At 61.0% G+C, this 17,369-nt stretch carries 17 protein-coding genes and 1 riboswitch; of the genes, 11 read left to right on the top strand and 6 right to left on the bottom strand.

Annotation, left to right across the window (positions count from 1 at the left end; translation table 11 throughout):
* Nucleotides 1-100 precede the first annotated feature (100 nt).
* Entirely contained in the window at nucleotides 101-667 is a 567-nt protein-coding gene (locus ACSV9I_RS06340) for a DUF6101 family protein (RefSeq protein WP_438328529.1), read from the bottom strand.
* 352 nt (nucleotides 668-1,019) lie between these two features.
* Between ACSV9I_RS06340 and ACSV9I_RS06345 the strand changes: the two genes are divergently transcribed.
* From ACSV9I_RS06345 to modC, 4 genes are all read left to right on the top strand, one after another.
* The gene (locus ACSV9I_RS06345) at nucleotides 1,020-3,206 is read left to right on the top strand and encodes a DUF1217 domain-containing protein (RefSeq protein WP_438327940.1); all 2,187 of its coding nucleotides are present in this window, start codon (nucleotides 1,020-1,022) and stop codon (nucleotides 3,204-3,206) included.
* A 129-nt stretch (nucleotides 3,207-3,335) separates the two neighbouring features.
* The gene (gene modA / locus ACSV9I_RS06350; RefSeq protein WP_438328530.1) at nucleotides 3,336-4,082 is read left to right on the top strand and encodes a molybdate ABC transporter substrate-binding protein; all 747 of its coding nucleotides are present in this window, start codon (nucleotides 3,336-3,338) and stop codon (nucleotides 4,080-4,082) included.
* A 25-nt stretch (nucleotides 4,083-4,107) separates the two neighbouring features.
* A complete protein-coding gene (gene modB / locus ACSV9I_RS06355) occupies nucleotides 4,108-4,809 on the top strand; it encodes a molybdate ABC transporter permease subunit (RefSeq protein WP_438327942.1) in 702 nt (233 codons plus the stop codon).
* Nucleotides 4,809-5,909 (top strand): molybdenum ABC transporter ATP-binding protein, encoded by a 1,101-nt coding sequence (modC, locus tag ACSV9I_RS06360; protein WP_438327943.1) that lies wholly within the window; start codon nucleotides 4,809-4,811, stop codon nucleotides 5,907-5,909. Before modB ends, modC begins: the two co-directional genes overlap by 1 nt.
* 6 nt (nucleotides 5,910-5,915) lie before the next feature.
* On the opposite strand, the gene ACSV9I_RS06365 is transcribed toward modC, so the two are convergent.
* Genes ACSV9I_RS06365 through ACSV9I_RS06375 form a run of 3 tightly spaced genes read right to left on the bottom strand, consistent with a single transcriptional unit; the run spans nucleotide 5,916 to nucleotide 8,791 of the window.
* Nucleotides 5,916-6,308 (bottom strand): winged helix-turn-helix domain-containing protein, encoded by a 393-nt coding sequence (locus ACSV9I_RS06365; RefSeq protein WP_438327945.1) that lies wholly within the window; start codon nucleotides 6,306-6,308, stop codon nucleotides 5,916-5,918.
* Between the two features lie 18 nt (nucleotides 6,309-6,326).
* Nucleotides 6,327-7,775, bottom strand: a complete 1,449-nt coding sequence (locus tag ACSV9I_RS06370) for an FAD-binding oxidoreductase (protein ID WP_438327947.1) — start codon at nucleotides 7,773-7,775, stop codon at nucleotides 6,327-6,329.
* A complete protein-coding gene (locus ACSV9I_RS06375) occupies nucleotides 7,772-8,791 on the bottom strand; it encodes an L-threonylcarbamoyladenylate synthase (protein ID WP_438327949.1) in 1,020 nt (339 codons plus the stop codon). Before ACSV9I_RS06375 ends, ACSV9I_RS06370 begins: the two co-directional genes overlap by 4 nt.
* 215 nt (nucleotides 8,792-9,006) lie before the next feature.
* Here ACSV9I_RS06375 and ACSV9I_RS06380 point away from each other — a divergent pair, with 215 nt between their 5' ends.
* Nucleotides 9,007-10,086: a GGDEF domain-containing protein gene (locus tag ACSV9I_RS06380; RefSeq protein WP_438327951.1), complete on the top strand. Its 1,080-nt coding sequence runs from the start codon at nucleotides 9,007-9,009 to the stop codon at nucleotides 10,084-10,086.
* Nucleotides 10,087-10,116: 30 nt separating this feature from the next.
* Here ACSV9I_RS06380 and ACSV9I_RS06385 read toward each other — a convergent pair whose 3' ends face one another.
* Together ACSV9I_RS06385 and ACSV9I_RS06390 are read right to left on the bottom strand one after the other, a co-directional pair.
* The gene (locus ACSV9I_RS06385) at nucleotides 10,117-10,713 is read right to left on the bottom strand and encodes a DUF6656 family protein (protein ID WP_438327952.1); all 597 of its coding nucleotides are present in this window, start codon (nucleotides 10,711-10,713) and stop codon (nucleotides 10,117-10,119) included.
* Nucleotides 10,714-10,946: 233 nt separating this feature from the next.
* Nucleotides 10,947-11,549: a DUF6656 family protein gene (locus tag ACSV9I_RS06390; RefSeq protein ID WP_438327953.1), complete on the bottom strand. Its 603-nt coding sequence runs from the start codon at nucleotides 11,547-11,549 to the stop codon at nucleotides 10,947-10,949.
* A 304-nt stretch (nucleotides 11,550-11,853) separates the two neighbouring features.
* A riboswitch (cobalamin riboswitch) is annotated at nucleotides 11,854-12,055 on the top strand.
* A gap of 100 nt (nucleotides 12,056-12,155) precedes the next feature.
* On the opposite strand from ACSV9I_RS06390, the gene ACSV9I_RS06395 reads away from it, so the two are divergent.
* The 6 genes from ACSV9I_RS06395 (at nucleotide 12,156) to minE (ending at nucleotide 17,267) form a co-directional block, all read left to right on the top strand.
* Complete coding sequence (locus ACSV9I_RS06395) at nucleotides 12,156-13,400, top strand: aromatic ring-hydroxylating oxygenase subunit alpha (protein ID WP_438327954.1); 1,245 nt, start codon at nucleotides 12,156-12,158, stop codon at nucleotides 13,398-13,400.
* 1 nt (nucleotide 13,401) lies between these two features.
* On the top strand, nucleotides 13,402-14,487 hold the full coding sequence (locus ACSV9I_RS06400) for a hybrid-cluster NAD(P)-dependent oxidoreductase (RefSeq protein ID WP_054156566.1): 1,086 nt from the start codon (nucleotides 13,402-13,404) through the stop codon (nucleotides 14,485-14,487).
* 281 nt (nucleotides 14,488-14,768) lie between these two features.
* Entirely contained in the window at nucleotides 14,769-15,224 is a 456-nt protein-coding gene (locus tag ACSV9I_RS06405; RefSeq protein ID WP_054156567.1) for a BA14K family protein, read from the top strand.
* A gap of 188 nt (nucleotides 15,225-15,412) precedes the next feature.
* Nucleotides 15,413-16,165: a septum site-determining protein MinC gene (gene minC / locus ACSV9I_RS06410; protein ID WP_054156568.1), complete on the top strand. Its 753-nt coding sequence runs from the start codon at nucleotides 15,413-15,415 to the stop codon at nucleotides 16,163-16,165.
* Nucleotides 16,166-16,194: 29 nt separating this feature from the next.
* Complete coding sequence (gene minD / locus ACSV9I_RS06415) at nucleotides 16,195-17,010, top strand: septum site-determining protein MinD (protein WP_054156796.1); 816 nt, start codon at nucleotides 16,195-16,197, stop codon at nucleotides 17,008-17,010.
* A complete protein-coding gene (gene minE / locus ACSV9I_RS06420) occupies nucleotides 17,007-17,267 on the top strand; it encodes a cell division topological specificity factor MinE (protein WP_054156569.1) in 261 nt (86 codons plus the stop codon). The genes minD and minE overlap by 4 nt, the downstream gene beginning before the upstream one ends.
* Nucleotides 17,268-17,369 lie beyond the last annotated feature (102 nt).

Here is a 17,369-nt window from a genome sequence, read left to right on the forward strand (position 1 = left end):
ATTGTCCCGCAGCGAGACAGTTCCATTGTCGGTTCTGCAAACGAACAAAGGCCCGGATGTCGCCATCCGGGCCTTTCGCTGTTCAGTCCTGGGACGGCAATCAGTTGCGGGCGATGATTTCCTTGCCGGAAATCTTCATGGTTACGCCGAGCTTGCCGGTCGAACGACGCACGAGGAAACGTGGCCTGCGTTCCGCAAAATAGGAGTGGCGGCGGCGCGGCTGCGTTTCGCGGCTGCGCACATCGCCGATATGTTCTTCGAGCGGGCGGGCGACGCCATCGGCCTCGACCATCAGCATCGGAATGCGGAAGGCTTCCGCCCAGTTGCGCCAGTCAGCGGCAATGTCGCAAAGGTCATGCGCCACAAGCAGCGGGATGCAGAGTTCCGGATCGTCGTGATGCAGTTCCAGCGTCACGGTCACTTCGCCATCGCCATGGTCTATGGCGCGGGCTGCCACGCCTTTGAAGGCGCGGGCGGGGAGTGCGAAGGAAAGCGGCAGACCGCTTCCGGCAAGGATCTTGCGCAAAACGGCGCCGCGATCGTCGATGGTGATCGTGACGTCGCCGGCGGCTCCACGCAATGCATAGGTTACCTGCTGCGGGAACCGCGAAGGGTCAAGTCGCAATGTCGCGCCTGCCCAGGCTGGCTTCAAAACCGTGTTCGTCATCTTCATGCTACCCTTGTTTTACCGAGAGGCTCTTCATGAGCCCGCCTCATCGGGACTTTTCGTCCTCTGTGGCCTCAAGATAGCGAGCGGCCGTTGGAGACCGCTTAAAAGATGCAGTAAAGAAAATCTTGCACGGCCAGATGGTTAGCATTGTCGTACCGGGCAAGGTTTCGAAAATGTGAAAACCTGTCCGCCTTGTTCCACTGCGGAACGCATCCACGCCCGGAGCCCGCCGCGGCCGGATCTCCGAACCCAGCATTCCCGGCAGTTTTCACGAAGTCATAAAGCTTGGCGCAAGGATTTGGGCGCATACTGCCACTCGCAGAAGCCTGTCCACCTGTCGAGGAACGTCATGGTCTCCACCTATCTGAGCTATAATCTGGTCAATCGCGACCTGAAAGCGGCCATCAACCGCGTGGCTTCGGACAGCGTCGTGGCGCGCCAGACAGAGTACTTCAAGGCGAATATCGGCAACGTGAACTCGGTCGACGAATTCCTCGACGACTACCAGCTCTATTCCTACGCGATGAAGGCGCATGGTCTCGAAGAGATGACCTATGCCAAGGCCTTCATGAAGAAGGTGCTGGAAAGCGACCTGTCGGATGATGAGAGCTTCGCCAATCAGCTGAGCGACGAGCGCTACCGCGATTTCGCCGCCGCCTTCCAGTTTAATTCCCAGACAGCGGATTCGCAGACAGACGCTCAGCAGAAGCTGATGCTCGAGAAATATGAGGCCTCGCTGACGGCCCAGAGCGATACGCTGGCGACCGAAAGCTACTATTATGAGAACGTCATCGACACGATCACCAATGTCTCCGGTCTCGTCAACAACAGCCGCCTCATGGATGTGGCGCTGAACGCCTACGGGATCGACGGCACCTATTACACGAAGGATCATTTGAAGCAGATCCTGACCAGCGACACCTCGGATCCGGACAGCTACGTCAACCAGCTCGTCACCAACGGTGCTGCAGACGCCGCCAATTTCCTCGCGCTTGCCAAGGCCTTCAGCTTCAATGCGGATGGTACCCTGTCGGGTGCGACCGCCCAGACGGCGGCTCAGAAAGAATCCACGGTCTCCCTCTATGTCGAGGAGGAGCAGATCTATGTCACGGATTACTACCGACAGCGCGAACGCGCCTACTACGAATCGAAAATCGCGACCATCACCAGTGTTAGCGAGCTGACCTCCGATGCACGGCTGTTCTCCTACGTAAAAACCGCTTTCCAGCTCGGCACGTCGGTTTCGGCGTCGACCTTCGAGCAGATCGTCACCAGCGATACCAGCGCATCCGATAATTATGCGATTACCAATGGCGGTTCGGCATGGGTCGCCGTCGCGGATGCCTTCAATTTCGCGACCGACGGTACGGTGACTGCTGGCAACGCTCAGAGCAGCACCCAGCTCGCCACGACGAATTCGGGCTTCTCCACGTATTACGACGATGAGGACGAAACCAAGAAGACGGCGCTGACCGACCTCTTCACCACCAATATGGCCGAGGTCGAAAAGGTCGAGGACATTCTGAAGGACACGACGCTGCTCCTCGTCCTTCAGCGCACCTTCGGTTTTGAAGCCGGTGAATTCACCAATAGCGAGCTGAAGAAGGCGCTGACCAGCGACTTCACCGATCCGAACAGCTATGCCAACAAGTCGAAGGACAGCCGCCTGATCGAGATGTCGAAGCTCTTCAACTTCGACAGCGAAGGCAAGGCCTCGATCCCGATCCAGGCACAGAATACCCTGAGCGCGACCCTGATCGCCAAGGAATACATTATCAGCCAGATCCGTTTCCTAGAGGGCGATGAAAAGACGGCTGCGCAGACTGCTGCGACGGAAAAGGCCGAGGCCTATCAGGAGAAGATCCAGACGATTACCACCGTCGACGAGCTTCTGGCCGACCGGGACGTCGTTGATGTCGTCCTCGGTGCCTTCGGCTTCGATCCGGAGGAGGTGACCGACGACTTCCTGAAGCAGATCTTCAATTCGGATCTTTCCGATCCGAAGAGCTTCGTCTTCACCCAGACGGAGAGCCGCTGGGCCGAGATGGTTGCCTCCTTCAACTTCGACGCCGAGGGCAATCTGACCCGTGATACTGCGGGCACCGTGCAGCAGCGCGGCGAGACGATGGAAACGGTAAACGCCTATCTCCGCCAGACGCTTGAAGAAACCGAAGGCGAAAGCAACGAAGCCGTGCGTCTTGCCCTCTACTTCCAGCGCGCCGCACCTGACGTGACCGACGCCTACAGCCTGATTGCCGATGACGCCCTGATGGAAGTCTTCCGCATCACCTTCGGATACTCGGATGAGTTTTCCAACATGGACGTGGACATGCAGGCAAAGGTCATCGAGGACAATCTCGATCTCCAGGAACTGCAGGATCCGGAGAAGATGGAGCGCTTCATCCAGCGTTTCACGGCCATGTATGATGTCGAGAATGCCGATGTGAGCTCCTCGGCACTCACCGTGCTGACAGGCGGCGGGAGCACGGGTATTTCCGCTGATCTTTTGATGAGCCTGGCCCAATTGAAGGTCTGATCCGGTTTCAAACCCGCCGCACCCTTGTCGGCGGGTTTTGTTTTGGCTATCGATGTATCCGTTGGAATATATCGATAGGAGCTCTCCGTGTTTCGTCGTCTGAAGTTTGTCCTGTCTCCGGTGCTTGCCATGCTCGCACTGGCGACCCTCGCCCTGCCGGCCGCCGCAGCGGACAAGGTCACGGTCTTCGCCGCCGCCAGCCTCAAGGAGAGCGTGGAAAAGATTGCCGCAGACTGGAAAGCAAAAACCGGCAACGCGGTCGTTCTGTCCTTCGCCGGCAGTTCGGCGCTCGCAAAACAGATCGAGGAGGGCGCGCCGGCAGATATCTTCATCTCGGCAGACCTCAAATGGATGGACTATCTCGACAGGGCAGGAGAGGTGAGGAGCGACACGCGCGTCAACCTTCTTGGCAACCGTATTGTGCTGGTCGCCCCCAAGGACGCTGGCGTCACGGCGACGATAGCCGATGGCTTCCCGCTCGCCACACTGCTGGGTGACGGCCGTCTTGCCATGGCCAATGTCGATGCGGTTCCGGCCGGCACCTATGGCAAGGCAGCGCTTGAGAGCCTGGGCGTCTGGGACAGCGTCAAAGACAAGGTGGCGCAGGCCGAAAACGTGCGCTCCGCGCTGCTGCTTGTCTCGCGCCATGAAGCGCCGCTCGGCATCGTCTACGAAACGGACGCGAAGGTCGATCCGGGCGTCGTGATCATCGATCGTTTCCCTGAGACCAGCCATCCGGCCATCGTCTACCCGGCGGCACTGACGACGGAGAGCAAGAGCCCGGTGGCGGCGGATTTCCTCGCGCACTTGCGGGGTGCGGATGCCCGTGCCATCTTCACCGCTGCCGGTTTCTCGGTGCTCGCCGACACGAATTGATCCGTCCGATGAACCCTGAACCGGGATGCCCCTGTTGACGCTGACGGCCGAAGAATGGACCGCCATGCTCCTGAGCCTGAAGGTCGCGGCTGTCGCCGTTGCCTTCTCCCTGCCGCTCGGGATCGTCGTGGCTTGGCTTTTGTCGCGCCGCGATTTCTGGGGCAAGACGCTCCTCAACGGGCTTGTGCATCTGCCGCTTATCCTGCCGCCTGTCGTCACCGGCTATCTTCTGCTGATTTCCTTTGGCAGGCGTGGACCGGTGGGCGCCTTCCTTGAGCAAACGCTGGGCCTCACCTTCTCCTTCCGTTGGACCGGTGCGGCCCTTGCCGCGGCCGTCATGGGTTTTCCGCTGCTGGTCCGCTCGATCCGCCTGTCGCTGGATGCCGTCGATCAAAGGCTCGAAGCGGCAGCCAGCACGCTTGGCGCGCCGCCGCCGATCGTGTTCCTGACGGTAACCCTGCCGCTGGTTCTGCCCGGTATCGCTGCCGGTGTAATCCTCGCCTTTGCCAAGTCCATGGGCGAATTCGGCGCGACGATCACCTTCGTCTCCAACATTCCCGGCGAAACCCAGACGCTCGCCTCGGCGATCTACACCTATACGCAAGTGCCTGGCGGCGATCTGGCCGCCATGCGTCTGACGCTGATTTCGATTGCGCTTTCGCTCGCTGCCCTCATCGCCTCCGAAATCCTGTCGCGACGGCTCGCTGCCCGCCTGGGAGCCCTGTGATGCTCGAAATCTCCATTCACCATCGCCAGGGGGATTTCACGCTTGCAGCCGATCTTGCCGTCGGAGCAGGGCTCACCGCCTTCTTCGGCCCCTCCGGCTCCGGCAAGACGACGCTGGTCAACATCATTGCCGGCCTCATCCGGCCAGGCGAGGGTCGCATCAGCTTCAACGGTGAGATCTGGAGCGATACGGCAAAGGGCATCCATATGCCGCCGTATCGCCGCCGTATCGGCTATGTCTTCCAGGAGGGCCGTCTTTTCCCGCATCTCTCCGTTCACCAGAACCTGCGTTATGGCGAGCGGCTTCTGCCAAAGGCAGAGCGCCGTGAAAATCTCGACCGCATTGCCGCCATGCTCGGCATCGAGACGATGCTCGACCGCGCACCGGCAGCCCTCTCTGGCGGGGAAAAGCAGCGCGTCGCTCTTGGCCGAGCGCTGATGGCAAGCCCGAAGCTGCTGTTGATGGATGAACCATTGTCGGCCTTGGACGCCGGCCTGAAGGCGCAGATCCTGCCTTACATCGAGCGCGTGCGCGACGAATTCTCAGTCCCCATCCTCTATGTCAGCCACGCGCGTGAAGAGGTGGCACGTCTCGCCACGGCGCTCGTGACCTTCGACAGCGGCCGGACGGCCGCCATTGGTGAACCCGACGCCGTTCTGGCCATGGTGTCGAAAGGATCAGGCGAACTGCCGGCCGGTAACTTCATCGAGGCGGTGATCACCCGGCATCATCCGGCTGATCGGCTGACCGAGGCGCAATCGCCCGCTGGCCCGATCTTCCTCCGACAGGCCGATCTCGCCCCCGGCACGCGCCTGCGCGTTTTCGTGCCGGTGTCCGACATCGTCGTCGCAACGGGATCGGCCGAGGGCCTCTCGACACTCAATCGGCTGGCCGGCACGCTGATACGGGCGGAGGATCGTGGCGAAGCGAGTATCAGGCTGACCGTCGATTGTGCCGGACAGGCCGTGCTGGCGGACGTCACGCGGCGCTCCGCCGACCAGTTGGGACTTGTGCCAGGGATGGCGGTCCAGCTTCTCTTCAAGACGGTGTCGCTTGCCCCGGAGAGCCTGTTCCGACAGCCGCAACGGGTAAAAGCCTGAGCGGGGTCAGCCCTCGTCGTCCGCTGGATGCGGCGCGCGTGCCGCGGTGAAGCCGGGGTCGAGCTTGTCTTCGAGCCAGGCGATGTCGTCGGCGAGTGCCGCACGGCTCAGCAATTCCATTTGCCGGCAACGCGCAAGAAGCGCTTCGCCGAAAGCCGTCAGCCCCGCGCCGCCGCCGCTCTTTCCCCCATGCCGGGTAAAGATGGAGGGTTCCTTGAACATCCGGTTGATCTCGTCGGCGAGCAGCCAGGCGCGCCGATAGGACATGCCGATGGCCGAACCCGCCGCCCGGATCGACCCATGCTCGGCAATCAGCGCCAGCAATTGCGCCTTTCCCGGCCCGAGCCGCGCGCCGTTGTCGAGATCGATCCGGAGCGTCAGGCGCGTCTTGCCGGTCATGTCAGGACAGTGCTCATCTCAGGAGATCACCTTGCCGGGATTCATGATGCCGGCAGGGTCAAATGCCTGTTTGATCCGGCGCATCAACTCGGTCTCGATCGCCGGCCGGCTGGCCGAAAGCTCATCGCGCTTCAGCTGTCCAACTCCATGCTCGGCGGAAATCGAGCCGCCATGCTGGTGCACGACTGCATGCACAACGGCATTCATGTCCCGCCACCGCGCGATGAATGCGGCCTTGTCGGCGCCAACGGGCTGGCTGATGTTGTAATGGATATTGCCGTCGCCGAGATGGCCGAAGGCGCAGATCCGCGCATCGGGCATCAGCGCATGCACCGCCAGATCCGCATCTGCCAGGAAGGCCGGAATGCGCGAGATCGGCACCGAGACATCGTGCTTGATCGAACCGCCCTCGGGTCGCTGGGCTTCGGACATGCTTTCGCGCAAATGCCAGAAGGCGTCCTGCTGGGCGATCGAACTGGCAATGGCCGCATCCGCCACAAGCCCCGCCTCAAAGGCGTCGGCAAGCAGATCCTGCATCATGGTTTCTGCGGTCTCGGCCGAATCCGAGGTCGAGATGTCGATCAACGCATACCAGGGATGGATCGAGTTGAGCGGATCGCGCACGCCGGGAATATGTTTCGTGGTGAACTCGATGCCGATGCGTGGCATCAGCTCGAAACCGGTCAGCGCCGAGCCACAGCGTTGCGATGCCGTCTCGAACAGGTGAAGGGCGGCCTCCGGCGACGCAAGCCCGGCATAGGCGACCTGCCGCCCGCGTGGACGCGGCACCATCTTCAGCACCGCCCCGGTGATCACGCCCAGCGTGCCTTCCGCGCCGATGAAGAGGTCGCGCAGATCATAACCGCTATTGTCCTTCTTCAGCCGCCGCAAGCCATCCCAGATCTCGCCGGTTGGCAAAACGACCTCCAGCCCGAGGCAGAGCTGGCGCATATTGCCATAGGCAAGCACTGCCGTGCCGCCGGCATTGGTCGCGAGATTGCCGCCGATCCGGCAGGAACCTTCCGAACCGAGCGACAGCGGAAAGAGACGGTCATGTGCTTCGGCGGCCTTCTGGACCTCTGCAAGGATCGCCCCGCCATCGACCACCATCACATCGGCAACGGGATCGACTTCGCGGATCCGGTTCATCCGTTCAAGCGACAGAAGAATGTCCTGACCGCCTTCGCGCGGCACCTGCCCACCGACAAGGCCGGTCCGGCCGCTGACCGGCACGATCGGCGTTCCGCTCTGGCTCGCCAGTGCCATGATCGACGAGACTTCCGCAGTCGTGCCGGGCTTCAGTACCAGCGCCGAAACCCCATGATAGAGCCCGCGATTTTCCGTGAGATATGGGCGGATGTCCTCGGCCGAGGTCAGCGCATTTCCAGCGCCGACAATGTCGATGAAGGCCTGCAACAGCTCTGCAGTCATGGTGTCCGTCTTGATATCCGTTTTCGCAAGCGTCATCCGAGGCTCTCGTCCTGTTCCAGAGGCATGTCGCGTGGGGCCGCCGCCCGCATCAGCCGGTCGTTGATCGCCTCACCGAGGCCGGTGTCGGGAATGGATACGACAGCAATGCCAGAGGAGCCCGATGCATCGGCCTGTTTCAGATAGGCAAAGAGATGGCTCGCTGCCTCGGCAAGGTCGCCGGCAGGGCTAAGGTCGAGCACCAGGGCCGCCGTGTCGTCGCCGTCGATCCGCCGCCCACCGAACGTGATCAGCGCCTCGCGGGCCTCGATCCTGTCGGCCTTCAGACGAACAGGGGCATTCGGGGCATAGTGGGAGGCCAGCATGCCTGGGGCCTCAATGGCCGCCGTACCCGCCGCCTTCGGCCGCTCAACCGACATGCCCGTCACGCTTTCGATCGCTTCGACCGAAATGCCGCCCGGCCGTAACAGGCGGATGCGTCCGTCCTCGACCTTGAGGATCGTCGATTCCACACCGACGGGGCAGGGGCCGCCATCGATGACGAGTTCGATCCTGTCGCCGAGATCGGCCTCGACATGCGCCGCAGTTGTCGGGCTGATCCGGCCGGAGGAATTGGCGCTGGGGGCGGCGAGCGGTCGACCGAAGCGGGCGATCAGCTCGCCGGCAAAGCCCTCCGGCACGCGAATCCCGACACTGTCGAGACCGGCGGTCGCCAGCGGATGAATGGGGGAGGTCGACCGAAGCGGCAGGACGAGCGTTAGCGGTCCCGGCCAGAATCGCTCGGCCAGCCGCCGCGACAAGGGATCAAAGACCGCATGCGTCTCCGCCATGGCAAGATCGGCCATGTGGCAGATCAGCGGGTTGAAGCGCGGCCGTCCCTTGGTTTCATAGATTGCGGTGATGGCCGCCGGATTGCAGGCATCGGCTGCAAGTCCATAGACCGTCTCGGTCGGTATGGCGATTGGTCGCGCGTGCGAAAGCACCGTGACCGCAGCACCGATTGCCGCTGCCCGTGCTTCACTTCCCACATCGCCGATTGCAATCATCTTGGCCATTCGCACCGTCCGGGCTTTGTTTCCACCGTCCTTAGCGCGTTCGGCTCCTGAGGATCAAATGGGTTTTTGTCGCGGTGATCCGACGAATTTTAGCCCGTTGAAATTTAAGGGAGCAGAATTCCTTACAATTTTAGCTGTCGATGTAACTGAAAGAAAGAAGTCTTCTGTTTAGGTGGCATGCAAGGGACAAGAATGCCTCAAGTGGGAACCATCAGATGCAGCAAGTCAAGAATCCTGCCACCAGCATTGCGCTTCGGGTCGCCACCGCCATGCACCAGATGGGCATCGATGGCCTGCCGCGCAATTACGAACTCGTTTATGAAGCCTATTCGGGCAACAATCCGGAACTGGTTCGCGATTTCATCGCGCTGGGCAAGGTCAAGACGCAGGAAGCGCTCGACGAACTGGGCCGCCGTTATCTGCCCCACCACCACGAAGATGGCCTGCTGGCCCGCCAGAACGGCCAGGTGCGCGCCGAGATGAGCAACTTCATCACGCTGCTTAACGAGGAAAAGATCTCCCTGACGGACTATGGTCGCGTTATCGGCCATGCCTCGAAGTCGATCATGACCGAGGTCGATCTGGAAGGCACGCCGCTCGGCCAGTCGATCAAGATGCTGAAGGCCGCAACCGAGAAACGCGCGCATCAGAACAGCAATGTTGTGCGGGCCGTGGTCGACAAGACCGCGTCGCTGGCCGACATGCAGCGCGAGGCCGAAGAGGCAGAGGCCGCAAAATTCGTCGATCCGGTCACCCGGCTTGCCAGCCGCCGCGCCTTCAACAAGGCGGTCGCCAAGATCTATTCCAATGCCGATATGCCCGTGCTGTGTGGCGTCGCAATCGGTGAAATCGATGACTATGTCCGCATTCAGGAGCAGATGGGCCCGGCTGTGGCCGAGCGCTTCCTTCTCCAGGTCGGCAAGGTGCTGGAGGCCGTGTCGGGCGGTGGAGACCTTGCCTGCCGCTTCGACGGTGGCCGTTTCGGTCTTCTGCTCTATACATCCGACCGTGACGAGATCTCCCGTGTGGTCGATCTCGTTCGCGCCAAGCTGAAGGCCAGTTCGCTGGTGGGCTCGAATGGCGGCCGAAGCCTCGGCCAGCTCACCATGTCCTTCGGCATCTGCTTCTCCGAGCAGGCCCCGAACGCCTTCGATTTCACCAATTTCGCCGACAAGGCGCTGGCCACATCGCGCACCAATGGCGGCGATACGGTCACCATCTACGGCGCCAATGACTATGTGTCCAAGGACTGGCTGCTCTACAAGAAGAAGCCGGTCGGCGGCTTCGGCGCATGATCGAGCCCGATCAGCGCACCGAGGCCCCGCTCACATCTTTGCGATGATGGCGCGCAGAGCCTCGTCGCGGGCTCCGAGCATCAGGACGTTCTTCAGCGCTTGTTTGGGGTCGCGTGTGTTGAACAGCAGGCCGTTGTCGCGCACGCTCTTGTCAAGGGTCATGGCACTCGCTTCCTTGTCGGGGCGGATAGCGACAGCGAAATACATCCGGTCATAATTCGGTTTGATGTGACGAAAGAATTGCCGGTCATCGCCGATTTCCGCCTGGAAATTGGCGATGTAAAACGCCCATCGGACCTTGGAAAACTTGCGGGATGACGTGTGAGCTGCCGTGACGTGGCAGTAGCCGAGATGGGGAATTTCATCGAGCGTCCGGTGAAAGATCATCTTCGGAAACTGGATCGAACGGTGGAAACTGTTGATCTGCTTGTGTGTCTTTACCCCCGCTGCCTCCAGCCTGCGGCCCGTGCGCTCAGCGACTTCTTCATAAGTCAGATAGCGGCGTTCGTCTGGAACCCAGTCTTCCAGATGTTGCGCAAAGGGACCGTGTCTGAGGTAGTCGGAAGCCTTGTTGTTGCGTGCGGGTTGCGATGTCCGGGCCGTCTCGAAATATATATGCTTTTGCATGGGAAAGAATGTCCCCTTGGATGCCTCTGTAACGGTGGCAACTGTAACTTTTCACAGTTAACTGCAATTTTCGGTTATGGGAATTTTCGGATAAAGTGGCTGAAAAAGTGAGCGATTTTCGTCGTGGTGAAAATTTGCGCACAGGCGCTGTCCCGACCTCCGGACATCCACGGAATTCGGATGTTTGGTGGTGAACAGGGAGACCGCTGCTGCGAATGTGGCCTGTCCGTCGCTCAGAGCTTTTGAATGATTTTGCGCAATTCCGCGTTGCGGGCGCCCAGCATCAACACGTTACGCAGAGCTTCCTGTGGGTCCTGCGTGGTGAACAAGAGGCCATTCTCGCGCACCGTCCGGTCGATCGCCATTGCCTTGGTTTCCGCCTCCGGCTTCATCGCGACGGCGAAATACATACGGGCATAGCTCTGCCGGATCTGGTCGAAGAAGGATTCGCTGCCGCCGAGCTCTGCCACGAAGTTGGCGATATAGAAGGCCCAGCGCACATCGGCATATTGCGCGAAGTTCGTCCGTGCTGCAGTCACATGGCAATAGCCCAGATGCGGGCTGTTGTTCAGCGTGCGGTGGAAGATGAGTTTTGGAAAGCGGATGTCGCGGTGCACCGCGTTGATGCGCGCATGGGTCGTCTCGGCTGCTGCCTCAAGCCGCTTGCCCGTTCGCTCGGCAACTTCTTCATAGGTCAGATAGCGTCGTTCATCTGCCAGCCAGTCCTCGCGGCTGCGCGAAATGCGACCTGTGCGCAAGAACTCGGTATGCTGTGCCTTGGCCAGCGCCTTCGCGTCGCTTTTCTTTGGCGATGCGTAATATCTGAGTTTCTGCATGTCGATATCCCGGCCCTGACAGACGCGCGCGAGAAAAGCTCGACGCAGCCTGATTGATGGCGATTTGCAGATAGTATCGCTGAAACACGTTTCCCGAAGCTTGCCAGTCGCAAAAGCTCAAAACATCTCCGCCGTTGGCCATTTTGCGCCATCGTGACCTGTCGTCCGGAATGCGGCATTGCTTAGACGCAAGTAAAGTAACGAAAATTTCTCCACGGGCGCTGGACAAGCGAAGTTGCGACATGTCGCAAACACTTCCGACCGTGTCGTTTCGCAGTGCGGCGAGAATTTCGACCGTGTGATTAGATGAACCCAAGCTCGAGGTGCCGCCCAGCTAGGGAGGGTGGAAATCGGGAAGCCGGTCAAAATCCGGCGCTGCCCCCGCAACGGTGGTGGAGAATGCGCTTCGGCAAAAGGCCACTGGGGGCAACCCTGGGAAGGCGCCGGCGCGGTCCGTGAATGGACCACTCCTTAGCCCGGAAACCAGCCTCGGGAAACGAACATTCAAGGTCGCGGAGGGCGGCCGGAGATGCGTCAGGTCCGCTTCCCAAGGAAGCGGGGCGATCCTTCTCCGCTCTTCTCCGCCAGCGCTTAAACGAGGACGACATGGACCTGCAGGCGACGATACTGCGACAGCTCAAAAACCGCCGCGAGGGTTTCTCCCTTGAGCAGCCCTTCTATATCGACCAGGATTACTTCAAGCTCGATATGGAGCAGATCTGGTATCGCGACTGGCTGTTTGTCGGCCATGATTGCGAAATCCCGCGCGCCGGCAATTATTTCACCGCACAGATCGGCGATTATCCCGTCGTCATGGTGCGCGGCAAGGATCAGGTCATCCGGGCCTTCCACAACACCTGCCGCCATCGCGGCCACCGCGTCTGCACCCAGGATCGCGGCGCATCTGCCAAGCTCGTCTGTCCCTATCACCAGTGGACCTACGATCTCGATGGCTCGCTCGTCTTTGCCCGCCAGATGGGCGAAACCTTTGACAAGAGCGAATTCGGCCTGAAGACCGTGCATTGCGAAAGCGTCGCCGGCTACATCTTCATCTGCCTGGCCAATGATGCCCCCGATTTCGCCCCCGTCCGCGCCTCGATCGAGCCCTACATGAAGCCGCACCGGCTGTGGGAGGCGAAGGTTGCCCACCAGAACACCATCATCGAGAAGGGCAACTGGAAGCTCGTCTGGGAAAACAACCGCGAGTGCTATCACTGCGCCGGCAATCACCCGGAGCTCTGCCGCACTTATCCGGAAGCCCCGACCGCAACCGGCGTGCAGGGTGCAGGCGACGACCCGTTCATCTCCGAACACTGGGCGCGCTGCGAAGCTGCAGGCCTGCCGTCCGAGTTCAAGATGGACCCGTCCGGCCAGTTCCGCACCGCCCGCATGCCTCTGATCCAGGATGCCGAAAGCTACACCATGTCCGGCAAGCGTGCGGTGAAGAAGCCGCTCTCGGCCGAGGTCCCGATCAGCCATATCGGCACCATGCTGCTCTTCCACTATCCGACGACCTGGAACCACATTCTTGGCGACCATGCGATTTCCTTCCGCGTGCTGCCGCTCTCGGCTGAGGAAACCGCCGTCACCACCACCTGGCTGGTCAACAAGGATGCAGTCGAAGGCGTTGACTACGACCTCGAGGAACTGACCCATGTCTGGAACATGACCAATGATCAGGACCGGTCGATCGTCGAAGAAAATGCTTTCGGCATCCGCTCGCCGGCCTATGAGCCCGGTCCTTACTCGGTGGACCACGAAGGCGGCGTGATGCAGTTCGTCGAATGGTACACGACCTTCATGATCAACCGCTTGCAGGGCGACAAGGCCCGCCTGACAGCGGTGGCGTGAGATGAATATCGCCGTCACCCAGTATCGCCATGTCGATGAGATGCGCCCCTGGTCCGACCGGGAGCATCTCCTTGAGTGTGTTGCCGTCACGCCGGAAGCCCCCGACGTGATGACCTTCACCTTCAAGCCGAACAAGCCCGGCCTCTGGTTCCGTTATCTGCCCGGCCAGTTCGTGACGCTCGAAATCCCTGTCGGCCCCGAGCCGGTGATGCGCACCTATACCCTGTCGTCGAGCCCGTCTCGTCCCTATACGGTGGCGGTCACGGTCAAGGCGCAGGCCGACAGCATCGGCACGCGTTGGATGTTCGATCACCTGAAGCCGGGCATGGCGCTGAAGGCGATCGGGCCGCTGGGTGACTTCTCCTATGCAAAGCACCCGGGCAGGAAATACCTCTTCATCTCCGCCGGCTCCGGCATCACGCCCATGGTGTCGATGACCCGCGACATGGCAGATCGGGCACCCGATAGCGATATCACCTTCCTCAATTGTGCCCGCTCCCCTGATGACATCATCTTTCGCTGGGAGCTGGAGGCCAAGGCGCGCGAGATGCCGCATCTCACGCTCGGCTTCATTGTCGAGCAAGTGTCGCGCGGCCAGCTCTGGTCGGGCCTGAAGGGTCGTATCGACAAGGCGAAGATCGCACTCCTGGCGCCTGACTTCCTTGAGCGCACCGTGTTCTGCTGCGGACCGGCGCCCTTCATGGCAACCGTTCGTGAAGCGCTTGAAGGCGCCGGCTTCGACATGAAGCAGTATCACGAGGAAGCCTTCCAGCCAGTCAAGCCGGAACTGCCGATCGTGGTCGCCGACCATTCGGACGGCGAAGCGGCAACCAAGGTCACCTTTGCCATGTCGGGCAAGGACGGTCTTTGTGCGCCGGGCCATACCGTGCTGCAGGCGGCGCGTGCCGCCGGCGTTCGCATCGGCGCAGCCTGCGAGTCTGGCCTTTGCGGCACCTGCAAGGTGATGAAGCTGTCCGGCGAGGTCGAGATGGACCACAATGGCGGCATTCTCGACGACGAGATCGACGAGGGCTACATCCTTGCCTGCTGTTCGCGCCCGAAAGGCGACATCGAGATCGAGGCCTGAGACAAGATTCCTTCATGTGAAGGCGGCGGTCCGGCATCGCCGCCTTCGATACGCCTGACTGGAGGGCTGCTGCCCTCCATGTTTCTCCCGATATGCATGGAACATCCGGCTGTTCTCGCCGTTAAACAGGGCTGGCGCACGCCAGGTTTCGTGATCCACCGTGAAAACTGGTGAATAGGATGTTAATCCTCAGTTCAGGCGGTGGCCGATAACCTCGGGTCAAGATCAGCGCGAAGCTCTCGCAAGCGTAGAGATCTCGAAAACATGCAGGGAGAAATATCATGAAGACTGCATTGAAGCATACCGCAACCCTCGCGCTCGCAGCCGTGATGGCGCTGGGCAGCCTCGTGCCGGCTCAGGCAGCGACCGTTGTTCGCCCAAACGCACCGGTCAGCGTCAGCTCGGAAGCAACGCAGGTTCAGTATCGTCGCGACCGTTACGAGCGTTATGATCGTTACGAACGTCACGGCTATTATCGCGGTCACCGCGGCTATCGTGATCGCCGCGCCGGTTATCGTTATCACAATGGCTACTGGTATCCGCTGGCAGCCTTTGCGGCTGGTGCGATCATCGGTGGCGCCATTGCCAGCCAGCCGCGTCCGGTGGCGCCGTCTGCTGGTCTCAATCCGCGCCACTACGACTGGTGTGCGGTCCGGTACCGGTCCTACGACCGCTACTCCAACACCTTCCAGCCGTATAACGGCCCGCGTCAGCAGTGCCTGTCCCCTTATTATTGAGTGGTCTGATGTGGCGGGCGTAAGCCCGGCACAGGCTTGATGATGTCTTCTACGAGGCCACCTGCAGCAACTGCCGCAGGTGGCTTTTTCGTCGCCGGAACAAGGCCATTCCCTAACGGCATTCGCCCGGCATTAACCATTTGTTAACCACGACGCAGTTAGTCATGGTCAACGATTTGTTTACGTAGATGACCAAAGTGCTAACCGAACCTCGCTCTATCCGCATCAAAGGCAGATCCTTCCTGGCCGTCGTCCTGACGCCGGACCTTCCGTTCGACGACTGGTTGGCCCGCCTCGACGATCTGGCGGCACGCTCGGCCGGCTTCTTCCTTGGCAGGCCTGTCGTTCTCGACATTTCGGAGATCGACACCGACCGCCCGCAGCTGAAGTCGCTGATTGCAGAGCTTGCAGCACGCAATGTCAGCGTCATGGGTATCGAGGGTGGTCGCCCGTCGCTGATTGAGCCTGGCATGCCGCCCGCCCTGAAGGGTGGTCGCGCAGCTGCTGACTACGAAGTGCCCGAGAGCGATCCGGTCCCGGCCAAATCCGCCGGGCGTTCGGAAAAGCCGGTGGCCGCGCCGACGCCCGTTGTTGTCGAAGCGCGTGAGGCGACACCGTCGCTGATCGTGCGCGAGACGGTGCGGTCTGGCCAGTCGGTCATCTATACGCAGGGCGACGTGACCGTGATCGGTTCGGTCGCCTCCGGCGCGGAAATCATCGCTGGCGGATCTGTGCACATTTATGGCGCGCTGCGCGGTCGGGCTTTGGCCGGCTGTGTCGGCAATGCCGATGCGCGGATCTTTTGCCGAAAATTCGAATCTGAACTCGTGGCGATCGACGGCGTCTATGCCATGGCCGACGACATGAGTTCTGAACTGCGGGGTCATCCCGTCCAGCTCTGGCTGGAAGGCGATGCCATCAAGGCGGAGAAAATGACGTGACACATGCCGGGGATCAACAGGAGACGAACATGGGTAAGGTGATCGTTGTTACATCAGGCAAGGGCGGCGTCGGCAAGACGACCTCGACCGCAGCCCTCGGTGCTGCGCTGGCCAAGCGCAACGAAAAGGTCGTGGTCGTCGACTTCGATGTGGGCTTGCGCAACCTCGATCTGGTGATGGGTGCAGAGCGCCGCGTCGTCTACGATCTCGTCAACGTCATCCAGGGCGATGCGAAGCTGCCGCAAGCGCTGATCCGCGACAAGCGGCTCGAAACGCTGTTCCTGCTGCCGGCATCGCAGACCCGCGACAAGGACAACCTGACCGCCGAAGGCGTCGAGCAGGTGATCAACGAGCTGAAGAAGTATTTCGACTGGATCATCTGCGACAGCCCTGCTGGCATCGAACGCGGTGCAACGCTGGCCATGCGCCACGCTGATGTCGCCGTGATCGTCACCAATCCGGAAGTCTCGTCCGTCCGCGATTCGGACCGCATCATCGGTCTTCTCGATTCCAAGACCCTGAAGGCTGAGCGCGGCGAGCGCATGGAGAAGCACCTGCTCCTCACCCGCTACGACGTCAACCGCGCCCAGCGCGGCGACATGCTCAAGGTCGAGGACGTCCTCGATATCCTGTCGATCCCGCTTCTCGGCATCATCCCGGAAAGCATGGATGTGCTGCGCGCATCGAACATCGGCGCGCCGGTCACCCTTGCGGACGCCCGCAGCGCACCGGCACTGGCATACTTCGAAGCCGCTCGACGCCTTGCTGGCGAGCAGGTACCGATCACCATGCCCGGTGAAAAGCGTGGTCTGTTCGACAAGATCTTCGCCCGGAGGGCTGCATGAGCATTTTCTCCCTGTTCCGCAAGCAGCAATCGGCGCCCATGGCCCGAGAGCGGCTGCAGGTCCTGCTTGCCCATGAACGATCCAGTATGGGGACAGATCTTGTGGCTGTGCTGCGCGAAGAAATCCTGGCTGTCATTGCCAAACACGTTCAGGTCGACAGCGACCGCGTGAAGGTGAAGATGGACCGCGACGAGCACATGTCGATCCTCGAAATCGATGTCGAAATTCCACTCGACGCGACACGAATGGCTGCCTGACCAAGGCTCGCAGACCGATCGAAATCGAAAGGCCGCCGACGATATTCCGTCGGCGGCCTTTCTGTTTCTGGATGATGGCGGGGGAGGCTTGCCCCCCGCCTG

The sequence above is a fragment of the Rhizobium sp. G187 genome, assembly GCF_051549525.1.
Lineage (GTDB): Bacteria > Pseudomonadota > Alphaproteobacteria > Rhizobiales > Rhizobiaceae > Allorhizobium.